A 14,450-nucleotide genomic window follows, 5' to 3' on the forward strand; every position below is an offset into this window, starting at 1 on the left:
TTCGTAGGTGCTCCTGACGCGAGGAGGCTCGACCGACGACGATTTACTCTTGGGGGCGACGGCCATGGCGATCGAACTGACGGTTGGACCGGTTGCGCACGGTGGCTGGTGCGTCGCCCGCCATGACGGACGGGTCGTCTTCGTGCGGCACGCGCTGCCCGGCGAGCGCGTCGTCGCCGAGATCACCGAGGAGACCTCCCGGTTCCTGCGGGCCGACGCGGTCGAGATCCTGGAGCCCTCCACCGACCGGGTGACCCCGCCGTGCCCGTTCGCGGGCCCCGGCCGCTGTGGCGGCTGCGACTGGCAGCACGCCTCCCTCGACGCCCAGCGCCGGCTGAAGGCCGATGTGGTGGCCGAGCAGCTCAAGCGGCTGGCCTCGATCGACTGGAAGGGCATCGTCGAGGAGGTCCCCGGAGCCCCCGACGGGCTCGGCTGGCGCACCCGCGTCCAGTTCGCCGTCGAGCGGGACGGGAGCCTGGGCCTGCGCCGCCACCGCTCCCACGACATCGAGCCGGTGGACGCCTGCCTGATCGCCCACCCCGAGGTGGAGAACGTCGGCGCCGAGGTGATGAACTGGCGCAACGCCTCATCGGTGGAGGTCATCGCCTCCAGCGCCGGTGACCAGGCGGTCGTGGTCGCCCCCAAGCCCAGGCGCACGGTGGCGATCCCCGACCTCGACACGAGCGTGGCCGTCTTCGTCGACGAGGGCAAGGGCCGCAGCCGCGTCGTCCACGGCCGCAACCATCTCGTCGAGCGGGTCGCCGGCCGAGACTTCCAGGTCACCGGCAGCGGTTTCTGGCAGGTGCACCCCGGTGCCGCGGCCACCCTCCTCGACGCCGTCATGGAGTTCGCCGCCCCGCGCCCCGGCGAGTGGGCCCTCGACCTCTACTGCGGCGTCGGCCTGTTCGCCGCGGGGCTGGCCGAGGCGGTCGGTCCCGAGGGAGCCGTGTTCGGCGTCGAGTCCGAGTCCGTGGCGGTCCGCGACGCGGAACGCAACCTCCGCGACCTGCCCCAGGCCCGTTTCGCCAGGGGACGCGTGGAGAACGCCCTCGACCGCTTCGGCATCGAGCGCGCGGACCTGGTCGTCGTCGACCCGCCCAGGGCGGGCCTGGGCCGCGACGTCGTCGAGAACGTGACCACCCTCCAGGCGACCCGGATCGTGTACGTCTCCTGCGACCCGGCCACCCTCGCCCGCGACCTGGCCTGGTTCGCCGAGCGAGGCTACCGCCTCGCCGACCTGCGGGCCTTCGACGCCTTCCCGATGACGCACCACGTGGAGTGCGTGGCGCTGCTGGTCAGCGAGTCGATCTAGGCTCTGCCCCGCGGTGATGCAACATGTCATGTGTCAGCGTGAGCCGGCGTTTTCCGAGATCTTCGCGCATGAGATGCGCACGATCACGGTCGCTGCAAACCCTCGCCTCGACTGGACCGATGCGTACCGAGAGGTAGACCGTAACCCTCTGATCACATAGGGACCCAGTACGGTCGCGTAGGAGAGTCGCCCTCGCCGCGCGACCGGGCCGAAGGCATCCGCTCCCTTCCAACGGTCGGGGCCCTTCCGCCCCGGCCGTCGCGGCTGCCGGCCGTGCGTTACGGCCGGCAGCCGCAGGGCTTCGCCGGAACGGTCTCCGGCGAAGCCCGTGATGCGAGTTCCGGTTCCGCTCTGGATCGATCAGGGCGTCTCAGATCACCAGCATCGGTTGGCCACGCAGAGCGGCAGGCCCCCCGGCGGCGGCGGTTGGGGGTCGTTCGGCATGGGGCCGGTCGTGCCGGTCGTGCCGGCGCCGTTGTTGAACCAGGCCTTCACACCGCCCCGGCTGTCGTGGACGAGGTAGTCGGCCCGGCGGTCACCGTTGATCTCGGCCAGGCCGATGTTCGTGCGGGCCACGCCGACGCCGGAGGCGACCTCGCCGGCCGACAGCCAGGCCGACCCGGAGCCGCCCCGGTTGTTGATCCACGCGCGGATCTGGCCGTGGTCGCCGAGGACCAGGTAGTCGTCACGGCGGTCGCCGTTGACGTCGGCGAAGGTCACCGTGGGACCGGTCGCGCCGACGCCGGAGGCGGCCTCGCCCTGACTGACCCAGGAGACGGCATCGCGGGTGCCGGTGTTGCGCCAGAGCCGGACCCTGCCCTGGTCGTCGACCACGAGGTAGTCGTCGCGGTTGTCGCCGTCGAGGTCGGCGAACCTGATCTGGTCGCGGGAGGCGGAGCCCGAGGCGAGCCGGCCCTTGCTCGTCCAGGCGACGGCATCACCGGTGCCGCTGTTGAACCAGGCGTCGACCTGGCCCTGGTCGCCGACCACGAGGTAGTCGTCGCGGTTGTCGCCGTTCAGGTCGGCGAAGCGGATGTGGTCGCGCGGACCCGATCCGGACGCGACCACGCCGCGGAAGTTCCAGCCGACGCGATCGGCCTCCCGGACGTTCAGCCAGGCCTCCACCCTGCCGTTGTCCTTCACCAGAAGGTAGTCGTCGCGGCCGTCGCCGTTCAGGTCGGCGAACCTGACCTCCTGGCGGGGCGCGTCGGTGGAGGCGATCTGACCCTGGTAGTCCCAGGGGTCGGCACGGCCCCAGCGTTCGTTCAGCCAGGCCGCGACCTCGCCTGCGGCGTTGACGGTCAGGTAGTCGTCGCGGCCGTTCCCGTCGATGTCCGCTATGACCACATCGTCGCGGGAGGCGCCCACGCCACCGACAACGGCGCCTTGGTAGATCCACGGCCGGTTACCGCCGACGTTGTTCAGCCAGGCCTTGGTATAGCCCGTGTCGTCGAACACCAGGTAGTCGTCGCGGCCGTCACCGTCGAAGTCGTGGAATCGTACCTGGTCACGGGTGGCGCCGACGCCCGAGGCGATCTCGCCCTGGTACGACCACGCCACGCCGCCGCCGGTGAACTGGTTCAGCCAGGCGCGCACCCGGCCCTGGTCGTCGACCACCAGGTAGTCGTCGCGGCCGTCGACGTCGACGTCGGCGAACCGCACCTGGTCACGCGTCGCGCCGACATCCGTGGCGACCACGCCCTGAGCCACCCAGCTGACGGCGTTTCCGGTGCCGGCGTTGCGCCACATCGAGACCTGGCCCCGGTCGCCGACCGAGAGGTAGTCGTCGCGGCCGTCGCCGTTCACGTCCGCGAATCGCACCTGCTGGCGGGGGGCCGCTCCGGTGGCGATCTCGCCGATGTAGTTCCAGCCGCCGCCCTGACCGGCGCGGTTGTTGAGCCAGGCCTTGACCTGGCCCTGCTCGCCGACCAGGAGGTAGTCGTCGCGGCCGTCGCCGTTCAGGTCGGCGAAACGGACCTGCGCACGGCTCGCGTCGGGAACCGAGGCGATCTTGCCGACGTAGTTCCAGCCTGCGGGAGCGGGGCCCGTGGGGGGCGGTGGCGGCGGGTTGGCCGGTGCCGGGGTGCACGGCCGGTTGTCGCCGGGAAGCGCGGGCATGATCAGACCCTCGTTCATCGCGGCCTTGATCGCGTTGTGGTAGGCGTTGGCCATCTTGCGGTAGCCGTCGTTGTTGGGGTGCAGCGAGTCGGCCAGGTCGGCCGTGGTGACCCCGAGAGCGCCGTTGTTGACCAGACGGACTCGCTTGCCCTCGGCGCGGAGGTTGTTGACGATGGTCGGCAGCCTGACGTTGTACCTCGCGATCAGCGTGTTGTCCCACTCGTCCTTCGCCGGCACGAGGCTGGAGACGAGGACCGTGGTGAGCGGCGCGATGTCCGTGATCCTGTCGACCAGCCTGCTGAGGCGGATGTGGGCCGTTTCGGGCTCCTCGTCGTTCGCCAGGTCGTTGGTCCCGATGTGCAACACGACGACGTTGGGCCGGTAGCGGGCGATCACGCACTCGGACGCGAGGCTGTCGAGCCGGCTGATCCGCCAGCTGGGATGGCCTTCGTGGTCGGTGTCGGGGATGTTGCCGTGCCCGGAGTCCACGGAGCCGACGAAGTCGATCGCGTTCGCGTCGTCCTGCAACAGGTCCCACAGGCGGCCTCGATAACCGACGCCGCCAGGAGTCCCGCCGACACCGTGGGTGATGGAGTCGCCCAGCGGCATCACCCGCAGGAGCTCGGGGGGCGCGCCGCGCCGCAGGGCGGCGCGCTCGATCGCATCCATGTACCGCGGGACGTTGTGTTGAATGGTTCCGCCCACGTTTTCCATGGCCAGGCCGAGGTTGCCCGCCCACCACCAGGACTTTATGTTCCTGCCGGCATCCCGCACATTTCGCGCCATGTTCGAGAACCACTGCGCTCCGGAGGTGTTGAGGGCGGGCGCGAAGTAGCCCTCCCATACAGCCGCGGCCGCGCCGAGGACGAAAGAGGTGATGAGGAGGTTCCACCAGGCGTCCGGATCGGGGTTGTCCTCGAAGGCGATCGTGAGCGCCCCTCTGGCGAAAACCGAAAGGAACGTCGCTATCCCTGAGCATGCCGCGCTGGCGAGAGGCGCCAGCGGACCCGATTCGGGAAGGAAGAACAACGTGCAGGTAATTAGGATGGAGAAGTAGACCGCCACACCGGCGATGGCGATGCCGAGGGCCCCCCACGGGGACACCTCGCTGAGCGCGATGTCACTCTCCAGCGTGAACGCGAGTTTGGAACCCCTCACCGCGATGGTTCCGTCGAAGTCGACCCAGTCGCCCAGTACCGTAACCGGCAAGGACCCCCTGTTGTTCAGCCATTCCTCTTTGATGGCGTCGCTGAGCAGGCCGTCGCGGTCGTTTATTGTGTCGACCCACTCGTCGATCTCGGTACGCTCGGCCCCCTGGGGGAGGTCGAATTCCATCGACACCGTGGTCGCGGCCTTCGCGGTGGGCTGGAAACCCACCTGGAGCAGCAGTGACAGGGTGACCAGCAGGGTCGTCAGGACCCTGCCTCTTCCTCTTGGTCGGGTGAACATCCTGCCGCGGGATGCGGGCACGGTCCCTCCACCTGTTCATCCGCCGGCGGCTCGCCGAGCGGGTGGGTCGATCAAAGATGCTTGCCGGGATACTGGGCGGTCAGGGCCCGCGCCCGGCGCAGGGCATGTGAGGCTCCGCTTCCGGTCACGTTGGTCGCGGGTGCGGGACGAGGCGCATCGACGACCGCGGCCCCGCCGGCGGTGGACGGGCGGAGACGACCTCCTTCCGCAGCCTCTCCATTTCTCTTGAACCCACACACAACCGTGACAAAAATGCCATTTGATGTACGCCGGGTGAACAATTTATTTTTTTAGGGAGTGACAAAGAGCGCCAATGGCTGTGATCTCGCGCCGAGTCGCTGTTCGATCGCACTTGGTGATCATGTTTCCAGTGTGTTGAAAGAGTGTGGCCAGACCGTTTCGGTCGCCAGATGAAATGAATGCCGAGATGGCGTGGGAATTCATTTCACGCGGTGAACGAGCCGCGCGTCCTTTGGGTGTGGCGACCGTTGAACCGACGTCCCGTTATGCAATCCGTTCTCATCGCATGCGGGACATCGGAGCCGGCTTTTCGGTGACTCGCCGGAGCCGTGCAGGTCGACCGGCCTTCGGTGCGGGCATTGTGTTCATGCGAGGGCGAACCGTTGGACGGAGAATCGGCCCAGGCGAACGAACACGGCCGAGGTGGGGTTTCGCCCTTCGGGTGAGCCGGGGCGACGTGAATTCGATGTGGTCCCGATGATCCACCACGTGGAGTGTGTGGCGCTGCTGGTCGGCGAGTCGATCCAGGCTCTGACCGGCGGCGGTCTCACAGGTGCTCCGACGCGCCCGCGTCGTGGACCAGGAGGGCGATCTGGACCCGGTTGTTGAGATCCAGCCGGGTCAGGATCCGCGACACGTGCGTCTTCACCGTCGGCAGCGCCAGACGCAGCTCCCGCGCGATCTCGGCGTTGGAGCGGCCGCGTCCGACCGCGAGGGCCACCTGTCGCTCCCGTTCGGCCAGCAGCGCCAGCCGGGCACGGGCGGCGGCGGCCCGGTCGCCCTGCCCCGAGCCGTCCGCCACCTGCTCGATGAGCCGGCGGGTGACGGCGGGGGAGAGCACCGGATCTCCGGCGGACACCGTCCGGATGGCCGTCACGATGTCCTGCGGCGGGGTGTCCTTGAGGAGGAACCCGGCCGCGCCGGCGCGTAGTGCCCGCAGCACGTGCGCGTCGGTGTGGAAGGTGGTCAGGACCAGCACCTCCGGGGCGCCGGGCCCGGCCCGGAGCCTCTCGGTGGCGGCCAGCCCGTCGACGCCCGGCATCCGGATGTCCATCAGCACCAGGTCGGGACCGTGCGCGGCGACCAGGGCGGGCACCTCGGACCCGTCGGCGGCCTCCGCGACGATCTCGATGTCCGGGGCGCCACCCAGCATCAGGCGCAGCCCGGCCCGTACGATCGCGTCGTCGTCGACGAGCAGGACGCGGATCACCTCATTCCCCCTTCCCGCTCGCGGAACTCCGGTACGCGGGGGACGCGACGCCCGTCGTGGACCAGGGCAGCCAGGCGTGGACCAGGAACCCGCCGTCGGCGGGGCCGGCCGTCAGCTCGCCGCCCGCCAGCCTGGCCCGTTCGGCGAGTCCGATCAACCCCTGCCCGCCCGCGCTCCCGCCCCTGTTGCTCCCGTCTCCGCCCTCACCCAGGCCACGGACCGAAGCCGGTCCCGGTGGCGGTGCGTTGCGGACCTCCACCGTGAGCCGGCCGTCAGGGGACCCGCTCACCTCCACCGTCACCGCCGCGCCGGGCGCGTGCTTGCGCGCGTTGGTCAGCGCCTCCTGCACGATCCGGTACGCCGTGCGCCCCACCACGGGCGGCGGTATCCGCCCGTCCGGCGGCCCGGTCAGCTCGATCCGGCCGCCCGTCGCCCGTGCCTCCGCCACCAGCCGGGCCAGGTCCGCGAGTTCCGGCTGCGGTCGCTCGCCCTCGTCCGGCCCGGCCCGCAGTATCCCGATCACCTCGCGCAGGTCGCGCAGGGCGAGGTGGGCGCTCTCCCGGATCACCCCGGCGGCCCGCGCGATCTCCTCCCGGGGCGCGCCCGGGTTGAACTCCAGCGCTCCGGCGTGCACGCTCAGCAGTGACAGCCGGTGGCCGAGCACGTCGTGCATCTCGCGGGCGATCTCCTCCCGCGTCTCCCGCCGTGCCCATTCGGCCCGCAACTCCGCGTCCGCCTCGGCCAGCTCCGCGCGCTCTCGCAGCGAGGCGATCAGCTGCTGCCGGGAGCGCCGGAACAGTCCCCACCCGATCGCCCCGGCGATCAGCGCGAAGTACGTCAGCGCCGATCCCGTACGTTCCCCGGACAGCTCCGCCATCTGCCACAGGAAGACGGGCAGCGGTGCGAAGGCCAGCGCCGCCACCCACGCGGTGACCCGCCACGGACGGGTCGCGGCCACCGTGAACACCGCCACCATCGCCGGACCGGTCAGGTAGTGCGCCCAGGTGCCCGCCACCAGCAGCACCACCGCGAGCGGTACCGGCCATCTCCGCCGCAACAGCGTCGCGGCGCACCCCAGTCCGCCGACCACCTGGTCGACGTCCCGCCACACGGGGTCGAGGGTCTCGGGGACCGGTATGGACTGCGAGCTGACGGCGGCGAAACAGGCGGCGAAGAGGAACAGCGCCACGTCGGTGACCCAGTCGCGGCGGGTGCGGTGGATGCGGCGCATACTCCAGGAATTTACGCGGCCCTCGCCCGCGCCCTCGCGTTCGCGCCGCGACCGGATACTTAAGTACCACCGAAGGGCCCGCCGACGGCCATCCTTGGTCACCGCCCGGCCATCCTCGGCCCGATCCCGAGCCGGGCACCGCGCGCCTACCGTCGGGGTCATGACCTCCACCACCCCGCCGAAGTCCCCCCTGGCGGCACTGTCCGGCCTGATCTGCTTCGTCCTCGTCGTCGGCGGCGCGAGCGGCCTTCTGCACGAGTGGTTCGGCTGGATTCATCTCATGGGATTCGTCCGGTTCCTCGCCCCCGGCGGTTACGAGATCTACAGCTACGTCATCATGATCGTCCTCGGCCTCGCGGTGGGCGCGGCCGGTGACGCGGTCACCCGGCGAGGCCGCGGATGACCGCGCGGAGCGGGGAGACGACGGCCCCCGGCCCTCCGAGGCGGCTCGTCGCGCCCTCGGCGGGTGGGGTTTCCTGCCGGCCCGAAAATCCGGGTGGCGCAGGGGTCGCGCGAACCCCGGGGTAGAGCACCGCTCGAGAAACGGTCTAACCTAGGACGACGAGGGGAGTACTTCCCAAGAGCCGACCCGGTCAATACGGACGTTTCATAACGGCCCCGGGCGGCCGCCTGCGAAAACAGGCGAAGGAGACCTCGAACAGCCGAGCGCGCGTTCGAGGAGGGTCATGTCCGCTGAGACAGTCCTGTCGGTAGCCAGTCTTGAAACCATCGGTTCGCCGCAACTGTGGGCGATCACCGTAGCCGCCCTGATATTGCTGCTGGCCGTGGACTTCATGATCACCCGGCGCCCGCACGAGGTGCGGATGCGCGAGGCGGTGGGCTGGTCGGTCTTCTACCTGGTGTTGCCTCTGATCTTCGGCTTCTACGTGTGGGGGGCCTTCGGGTCCGGGGTGGCGGTGGAGTTCTTCACCGGATACGTGGTGGAGAAGTCGCTGTCGGTGGACAACCTGTTCGTGTTCATGCTGCTGCTGTCCGCCTTCGCGGTCCCGCCCGCGCTGGCCCAGCGAGTCCTGCTGTACGGCATCGTCGGGGCGCTGGTGCTGCGCGCGATCTTCATCGCGCTGGGGGCGGCCGTCCTGCAGAGCGGCACGTGGGCTTTCCTGCTCTTCGGCGGGATCCTGCTCTTCACCGCATGGAAGATCTTCAAGGACGCGCTGAGCGGGGAGGAGCACAAGGTCGACGTCTCATCCATGCGCTCGGTGCGGCTGCTGCGGCGCTTCATGCCGGTCACCAACGACTACCACGGCTCCCACCTGGTTGTTCGCCAGGACGGCCGCCGGGCCCTGACTCCGCTGGCGTTGGCCATCGTGGCCGTCTTCGCCACCGACATCGTCTTCGCGGTCGACTCGGTGCCCGCCGTGTACGGCGTGACCGAGGACCCGTTCATCGTCTTCGCCACCAACGCCTTCGCCCTGATGGGCCTGCGGGCGCTCTACTTCGTGCTCCAGGGCGTCCTGGCGAAGCTGCGGCACCTGAACCACGGGCTCAGCATCATCCTGGCCTTCATCGGGATCAAGCTCGTCCTGCACTGGGCGCACGGTGTCTGGTCGTGGGTCCCGGAGATTCCCACCCCGCTCTCGCTGGGGGTCATCATCGGGGTCCTGGCCATCGTCACGATCACGAGCATGTACGCCAACCGCCGCGACCCGAAGCCCGTCCCCTCACCTGCCGAACGAGAACCCCAGCCGGGGCCGAAACCCTAGGCGTACCGCCCGGTCCGTCTCCACGACGGCCACGCTCGGACCTCGGTCCGAGCGTGGCCGTCGTGGGTTTTTCGGGGACGGCGACCGTGTCTTCCCGTCCGCTCCGTTCTCTTGATTCACAGTTTGCGCCTCCTTGCCCGGTGGTCGCCGCTTCCTCACGCGGCACGCGTTTAGCGTGATCGTCAGGGATGGAGGACGGTGAACATGCGGCGCGACTGGTCCGTGCGGGCCCGGATGACGGTGCTGGCCGCTGTCGTGATGGCACTGATGTGCGCGACCTTCTGCGCGTTGATCCTGGTGGGCGCCCACCAGGACGCGACGGAGGACCGTGCCGACCGAATCCTTCGGGTGAAGCTGCGCGTGCTTCCTCTCCTCCTGCGCGACCGGCTGCCCCCGGTGCTCCCCGACCTGGGCATCGTGGCCCTCCAGGTGGTGGGACCGACCGGCCGGGTCGTGGCGGCGAACTCCCGGATGACCGGCAAGCCGCGGATGGCCTCCTTCGTCCCCCCGGAGGAGTTCTCGCCGAAGGGCGGGGTCGTCTGTGGCACGCCGAACCCCGACGCGTGCGTGATCGTCGTGGGCCTGCGGGTCCACGCGCACGGAGGCCACTGGATCATCTACGGCGCCGAGCCCGTCGTCCCGCCGTACGTTCACCATTTCCTGCTGGCCGCGCTGCTGGGCGGATCCGCGCTGCTGGTCGGAGTCACGGCGGTCGGCACCTACCGCACGGTCGGCAAGACCCTCGTCCCCATCGAGGCGATGCGCACCGAGCTGGCCGAGATCACCTCGACCGACCTGGGCCGCCGAGTGCCGGTGCCCGAGCACCACGACGAGATCCGGCAGCTGGCCGAGATCGTGAACCAGACCCTGGATCGGCTGGAGGCGGCGCTTCAGCGGGAACGGCGTTTCGCCTACGACGCCTCCCACGATCTGCGCAGTCCCATCACCGCGATGCGCGCCCAGGTGGAGGAGGCGCTGCTGCATCCGGAGGAGGCCGACTGGCCCGCCACGGCGGACGCCCTCCTGGACAGCCTCCACCGGCTGCAGGCGATCGTCACGAACCTGCTCGAACTCGCCCGGGTCGACGCCGGCGGCGTCGACTTGGGGGAACGGGTGGACCTGAGTGAACTGGCCGATTCCGAACTCGCTCGCCGTGTCCGCCGGGCGAGGGTCGTGACCGACCCCCAACCGGACGTGGTGGTCACCGCGGACCGGCTCCAGCTCGCCCGGCTGATCGCCAACCTCCTGGACAACGCCGAGCGGCACGCCACCTCCACGGTCACGGTCTCGGTCCGCCGGGAGGGGGACGACGCCGTGCTGGAGGTCGGCGACGACGGGCCCGGGATCTCTCCCGACCAGCGGGAGTACGTGTTCCAGCGCTTCGCGCGGCTGGAGGCCGCCCGCACCAAGGACCAGGGAGGCACCGGACTCGGCCTCGCGATCGCCAGAGGGATCGCCGAGCGCCACGGCGGGACGCTGACCATCGAGGACTCCGAACGCGGCGCGCGCTTCGTGGCCAGGATCCCCATCCGCGACCCCGAGGAGAGCGGGTAGCGATCCCGGGGCACCGATGATCCTTCGCCCCGCTCCGGGCAACGGCCCTTCGACGGTGTCACTCCGTTGGCTCGTGGGAGGACGGGTGTGGAGTTGCGAGCATCCCGCCAGGTGTGAGCAGGTGTGAGCGATGTCGGTCGGCCGGTCATCGAAGGGATCTTCGGTGCCGTGCCCTCTCCGCGTACGGGAGGCGCACGAGCATGCCCGCGATCATGCCCGCCGGCACCCCGGCGAGCACGCCGGAACCCATCCCCACGAGCACGCCGACGGTCACCCCCGTGACCAGCCGTGCGATCACGCCCGCGGCCAGGCAGAGGACCGGGTGCACGGCACGGGGGGTGGCCGCGGACGGAGACACGGACGGAGACGCGGTCGCGTGGGTGGGCGTGTCCACGACTACGCCTCGTCCGCCGGGCCGAGGCGCTCCTCCAGTCGTTCGAGCCTGAGCAGGACGGGGCGCAGCTCCTCGCGTACGGCCGCCGACAGGGCGCTCGCCGCGTCGGCGGGCAGGACCGGGGGAGTGACCGGGGGAGCGGTGGTGGCCCGGGTCTGTGCTCTCAGGTGGACGTATCCGGCGAGTGCGGCCGAGACCGCGTGGCGGGTCAGCCGGTGCTCGGCGCCCAGTTCCCGCAGGATGCGCCCGGCCGCACCGTCCGGTTCCGCGACCAGCCCGAGGAGCAGGTGCTCGCAGCCGACGTAGTTGTGGCCGAGCGAGGTGGCCTCGGTGACGGTCATCTCCAGGGCCGCCGCCGCGGGCCCGCCGAAGGCGAGGGTCTCGGAGGAGCCGGAGGAGGTGGTCTCGGCGACAGGGGCCGGGGCGTCGAGGCCGAGCCGGTCCAGGCGCCGCCGCACCTCCTCGGGGTCGATCTCCAGGGCACCGAGAACCTGGAGCGCTAGATTGCCTCCTTCGGCGAGCATGCCGCCCAGCAGGTGCTCGGTGCCGACCTCCGTCGCGCCCAGTGCCCTCGCCTGCTCCACCGAGAGCTTCACCACCTCCCGGGCCCGCGGGGTGAAGTGGGTGAGGCGCGCCGTCAGGTCGTCGAGGCCGGAGGCGCCGAGCGCCGTCTCGCGGATGGCGGTCACTCGCCGTACCGCCTGTTCCAGAGCCCGCTGGCAGACGGCGGAGACCGGCACCCCCGCCTTCTTCACCGCCTCGGCCAGCTCGTCCGGCAGGTAGACATTGATCTTCGGCATCAGGTCGCCCCTTTGGGGTTAGAGAAGGGTTATAACCCATTCATAACCCCAAAGGGGGCGCCTGTCTAGCGCGTCGCGCCGATGAGGAACCTGGCGATGCCGGGGGAGAGGGCCGCGCCCCTGGCGGAGAGCCACGCCAGATGGTTGCGGCTGCTGAAGGCGGCGAGCCTGCGGGCCTCCAGCCGGGTGAGGTCGCCGGACCTGGCGAGCACGGGCGTGAGGGCGATCCGATGCCAGGCGGTGCTCTCGCCCAGGGAACGGGCTATCTGCGGATGCGCGGCACGGACGGCCGAGGCGATCGGGCGCAGGCGGCTCTCGGTGACCGGGGCGGTGCCGAGGGGTGCCAGGAGGTTGACGGCGGCGATCTCGGCGCCCGCCGACCGGGTGGCCCGGAGCATCTCCTGGTCGCCAGGGGACAGGCCCGCTCTCGTGATCGGGAGGGTGAAGCTCACTGTGAGGGAACGGCCCTCGCGGGCGGCCTCGCGCTGCAGGGCCGCGATCGCCCTGGCCCGCCGCAGCACGACGGCGTCATCCCCGGGGCCGGAGACCTCGAAGTCGATGTAGGTGGCACCGAAGACGCCGATCGCCCGGCGGTAGGCGGCGGTGAGCCTGGCCGGATCGGAGCAGGCCGCGGCGAGCTCGCGCCCCTCGGGGCCGCCGAAGGCGATTCCCGCGTTCCCGCCCGCGGCGCGCAGCGGGGCGAGCCGATCGGCGAGCGGGTCGCCGACCCGCGCCCCGAGCCCTCCCCACCTGGGCACGCAGCCTTTCTGCCCGGCGGTGAGGTGGCCCAGCGTGAACCAGCGCACGTGGCCCCTCCGCACCTCCCTCGACAGGTTGAAACGCGGCCCGCGGGCCGCGTCCACGAAGGTCACGAAGCCCGACGGGCGGACGACGGCAGGTGCGGGCGACGGCGTGGCCGTCGGCCGCGAGACCGGCCCCGAGGACGTCGCACTCGGCCCGGCCTGCCCGACGACGGCCCACTCGCCGTGCGCTCTGGAGGGCAGCAGCCAGACCGCGGCCCCGGTGCCCGCGGCGAGCGCGATCGAGGCGAGCACCACGAGGGGCCGGGGTGGAGTGCCGGGCTCGCGGGTCCTGCGGGTGCCGGGGCGTTCGGTCGCCACAGACATGTGATCCCCTCCTCGACGGCCAGGGGGACGATCGCTGTGAGTCGTCGGCCCGCTACCCGTTGCGTCAGAGGCCAGAACGTTAGCAAGCGTTCCCGCCACGGCGCGGGCTTTCAACGGATGCCGTCCGGAGTGCCCGGATAATGGCTCTCATGAAGTTGAGGATCTTCACTGAACCGCAGCAGGGTGCCACCTACGACGAGTTGCTGGCGGTAGCGCTGGCCGCGGAGCGGCTGGGGTTCGACGCCTTCTTCCGCTCCGACCACTACATGCGGATCGGCCCCGGCGAGGCGGGGGCCGGCTCCACCGACGCCTGGACGACCCTGGCGGGCCTGGCCAGGGACACCTCCACGATCCGTCTCGGCACCATGGTCACGCCGGTCACCTTCCGGCTGCCGGGCCCGCTCGCGATCAGTGTGGCCCAGGTCGACCAGATGAGCCGCGGGCGGGTCGAGCTGGGCCTGGGCACCGGCTGGTACGACGCCGAGCACATCGCGTACGGCATCCCGTTCCCGCCGGTCGGCGAGCGGTTCGGGCGGTTCGAGGAGCAGCTGGAGATACTGGTCGGGCTCTGGACCACGCCGGTGGGCGAGACCTTCTCCTTCGAGGGCGCCCACTACAGGCTGGCCGACTCGCCCGCGCTGCCCAAGCCCGCGCAGAGCCCGAAGCCGCCGATCATCATCGGCGGCACCGGCGCCAGGCGCACCCCACGTCTGGTCGCCCGGTTCGCCGACGAGTACAACGTGCCGTTCCGCACTCCCGAGGACACCTCGGAGGCCTTCGACCGGGTCAGGAAGGCGTGTGAGGCGGAGGGCAGGGAGCCGGTGCTCCTGTCCGTGGCGCAGACCGTCTGCGTCGGCTCCGACGACGCGGAGATCGAACGGCGGGCCGCGGCGACCGGGCAGGACCTCGCCGCGCTGCGGGCGGCGGGCCTGGCGGGCACCCCCGCCGAGGTCATCGAGAAGATCGGCCGGTTCGCCGAGCTGGGCGCCGAGCGGATCTACCTGCAGGTGCTGGACCTGGACGATCTCGACCACCTTGAACTCATCGCGGACGAGATCCTGTTCCGCGTGTAGGTCACCGGCCTTCGCGTCGTCCACATCCACGTCACCGCCCGTGGACGGGGTCCCCCTTTCCCGTTCCTTCCTGTCGCCAGAGGTCACCGCGTCACCGGCGGACCGGCCGGAGCGGGGCGGGGCACGGCTCACAGGAGATGGGGTGCGCGCCGTTCACGGGCGGGTCGGCCCGCCGTTAACCGATGGCCGTCCAGGAG

General features: G+C 70.8%; 11 protein-coding genes. 5 read left to right on the plus strand and 6 right to left on the minus strand.

All coding sequences use genetic code 11. The annotated features are described in order from the left end of the window. Positions 1-64: 64 nt before the first annotated feature. Entirely contained in the window at positions 65-1,312 is a 1,248-nt protein-coding gene (locus ACFY3V_RS17930) for a class I SAM-dependent RNA methyltransferase (protein ID WP_350946656.1), read from the plus strand. Positions 1,313-1,687: 375 nt separating this feature from the next. On the opposite strand, the gene ACFY3V_RS17935 is transcribed toward ACFY3V_RS17930, so the two are convergent. From ACFY3V_RS17935 to ACFY3V_RS17945, 3 genes are all read right to left on the minus strand, one after another. Continuing rightward, complete coding sequence (locus ACFY3V_RS17935) at positions 1,688-4,900, minus strand: FG-GAP-like repeat-containing protein (RefSeq protein ID WP_389774484.1); 3,213 nt, start codon at positions 4,898-4,900, stop codon at positions 1,688-1,690. Positions 4,901-5,687: 787 nt separating this feature from the next. After that, positions 5,688-6,350, minus strand: coding sequence for a response regulator (locus tag ACFY3V_RS17940; protein WP_389774487.1), 663 nt, complete (start codon positions 6,348-6,350; stop codon positions 5,688-5,690). Position 6,351: 1 nt separating this feature from the next. Beyond that, positions 6,352-7,581 carry a sensor histidine kinase gene (locus ACFY3V_RS17945; protein ID WP_389774490.1) on the minus strand — a complete coding sequence of 410 codons (1,230 nt, stop codon included), beginning with the start codon at positions 7,579-7,581 and terminating at the stop codon, positions 6,352-6,354. A gap of 160 nt (positions 7,582-7,741) precedes the next feature. Here ACFY3V_RS17945 and ACFY3V_RS17950 point away from each other — a divergent pair, with 160 nt between their 5' ends. From ACFY3V_RS17950 to ACFY3V_RS17960, 3 genes are all read left to right on the plus strand, one after another. After that, entirely contained in the window at positions 7,742-7,984 is a 243-nt protein-coding gene (locus ACFY3V_RS17950) for a hypothetical protein (RefSeq protein ID WP_362900278.1), read from the plus strand. A 283-nt stretch (positions 7,985-8,267) separates the two neighbouring features. Then, entirely contained in the window at positions 8,268-9,305 is a 1,038-nt protein-coding gene (locus ACFY3V_RS17955; protein ID WP_350946661.1) for a TerC family protein, read from the plus strand. A gap of 204 nt (positions 9,306-9,509) precedes the next feature. Then, positions 9,510-10,859 (plus strand): HAMP domain-containing sensor histidine kinase, encoded by a 1,350-nt coding sequence (locus ACFY3V_RS17960; RefSeq protein WP_362900460.1) that lies wholly within the window; start codon positions 9,510-9,512, stop codon positions 10,857-10,859. A gap of 145 nt (positions 10,860-11,004) precedes the next feature. On the opposite strand, the gene ACFY3V_RS17965 is transcribed toward ACFY3V_RS17960, so the two are convergent. The 3 genes from ACFY3V_RS17965 to ACFY3V_RS17975 all read right to left on the minus strand — a co-directional run bounded on the left by ACFY3V_RS17965 (position 11,005) and on the right by ACFY3V_RS17975 (position 13,180). Further along, complete coding sequence (locus tag ACFY3V_RS17965) at positions 11,005-11,253, minus strand: hypothetical protein (protein WP_362900276.1); 249 nt, start codon at positions 11,251-11,253, stop codon at positions 11,005-11,007. 2 nt (positions 11,254-11,255) lie between these two features. Beyond that, positions 11,256-12,053 (minus strand): Clp protease N-terminal domain-containing protein, encoded by a 798-nt coding sequence (locus ACFY3V_RS17970; protein WP_362900274.1) that lies wholly within the window; start codon positions 12,051-12,053, stop codon positions 11,256-11,258. Between the two features lie 65 nt (positions 12,054-12,118). Further along, positions 12,119-13,180 (minus strand): hypothetical protein, encoded by a 1,062-nt coding sequence (locus ACFY3V_RS17975; RefSeq protein ID WP_362900272.1) that lies wholly within the window; start codon positions 13,178-13,180, stop codon positions 12,119-12,121. A 149-nt stretch (positions 13,181-13,329) separates the two neighbouring features. Here ACFY3V_RS17975 and ACFY3V_RS17980 point away from each other — a divergent pair, with 149 nt between their 5' ends. Then, positions 13,330-14,253, plus strand: a complete 924-nt coding sequence (locus ACFY3V_RS17980; protein ID WP_350946665.1) for an LLM class F420-dependent oxidoreductase — start codon at positions 13,330-13,332, stop codon at positions 14,251-14,253. The last annotated feature ends 197 nt before the right edge of the window (positions 14,254-14,450 follow it).

Origin of the sequence: Streptosporangium sp. NPDC000095 (assembly GCF_042899335.1) — a bacterium.
In the GTDB taxonomy this organism is placed as follows: domain Bacteria; phylum Actinomycetota; class Actinomycetes; order Streptosporangiales; family Streptosporangiaceae; genus Streptosporangium.

What these genes read in the sequence shown, in the direction of transcription:
- ACFY3V_RS17970 (WP_362900274.1), bottom strand. Translation starts at nt 12,053, where the DNA reads ATGCCGAAGATCAATGTCTACCTGCCGGACGAGCTGGCCGAGGCGGTG.
- ACFY3V_RS17960 (WP_362900460.1), top strand. Translation starts at nt 9,510, where the DNA reads ATGCGGCGCGACTGGTCCGTGCGGGCCCGGATGACGGTGCTGGCCGCT.
- ACFY3V_RS17930 (WP_350946656.1), top strand. Translation starts at nt 65, where the DNA reads ATGGCGATCGAACTGACGGTTGGACCGGTTGCGCACGGTGGCTGGTGC.
- ACFY3V_RS17955 (WP_350946661.1), top strand. Translation starts at nt 8,268, where the DNA reads ATGTCCGCTGAGACAGTCCTGTCGGTAGCCAGTCTTGAAACCATCGGT.
- ACFY3V_RS17945 (WP_389774490.1), bottom strand. Translation starts at nt 7,581, where the DNA reads ATGCGCCGCATCCACCGCACCCGCCGCGACTGGGTCACCGACGTGGCG.
- ACFY3V_RS17950 (WP_362900278.1), top strand. Translation starts at nt 7,742, where the DNA reads ATGACCTCCACCACCCCGCCGAAGTCCCCCCTGGCGGCACTGTCCGGC.
- ACFY3V_RS17975 (WP_362900272.1), bottom strand. Translation starts at nt 13,180, where the DNA reads ATGTCTGTGGCGACCGAACGCCCCGGCACCCGCAGGACCCGCGAGCCC.
- ACFY3V_RS17980 (WP_350946665.1), top strand. Translation starts at nt 13,330, where the DNA reads ATGAAGTTGAGGATCTTCACTGAACCGCAGCAGGGTGCCACCTACGAC.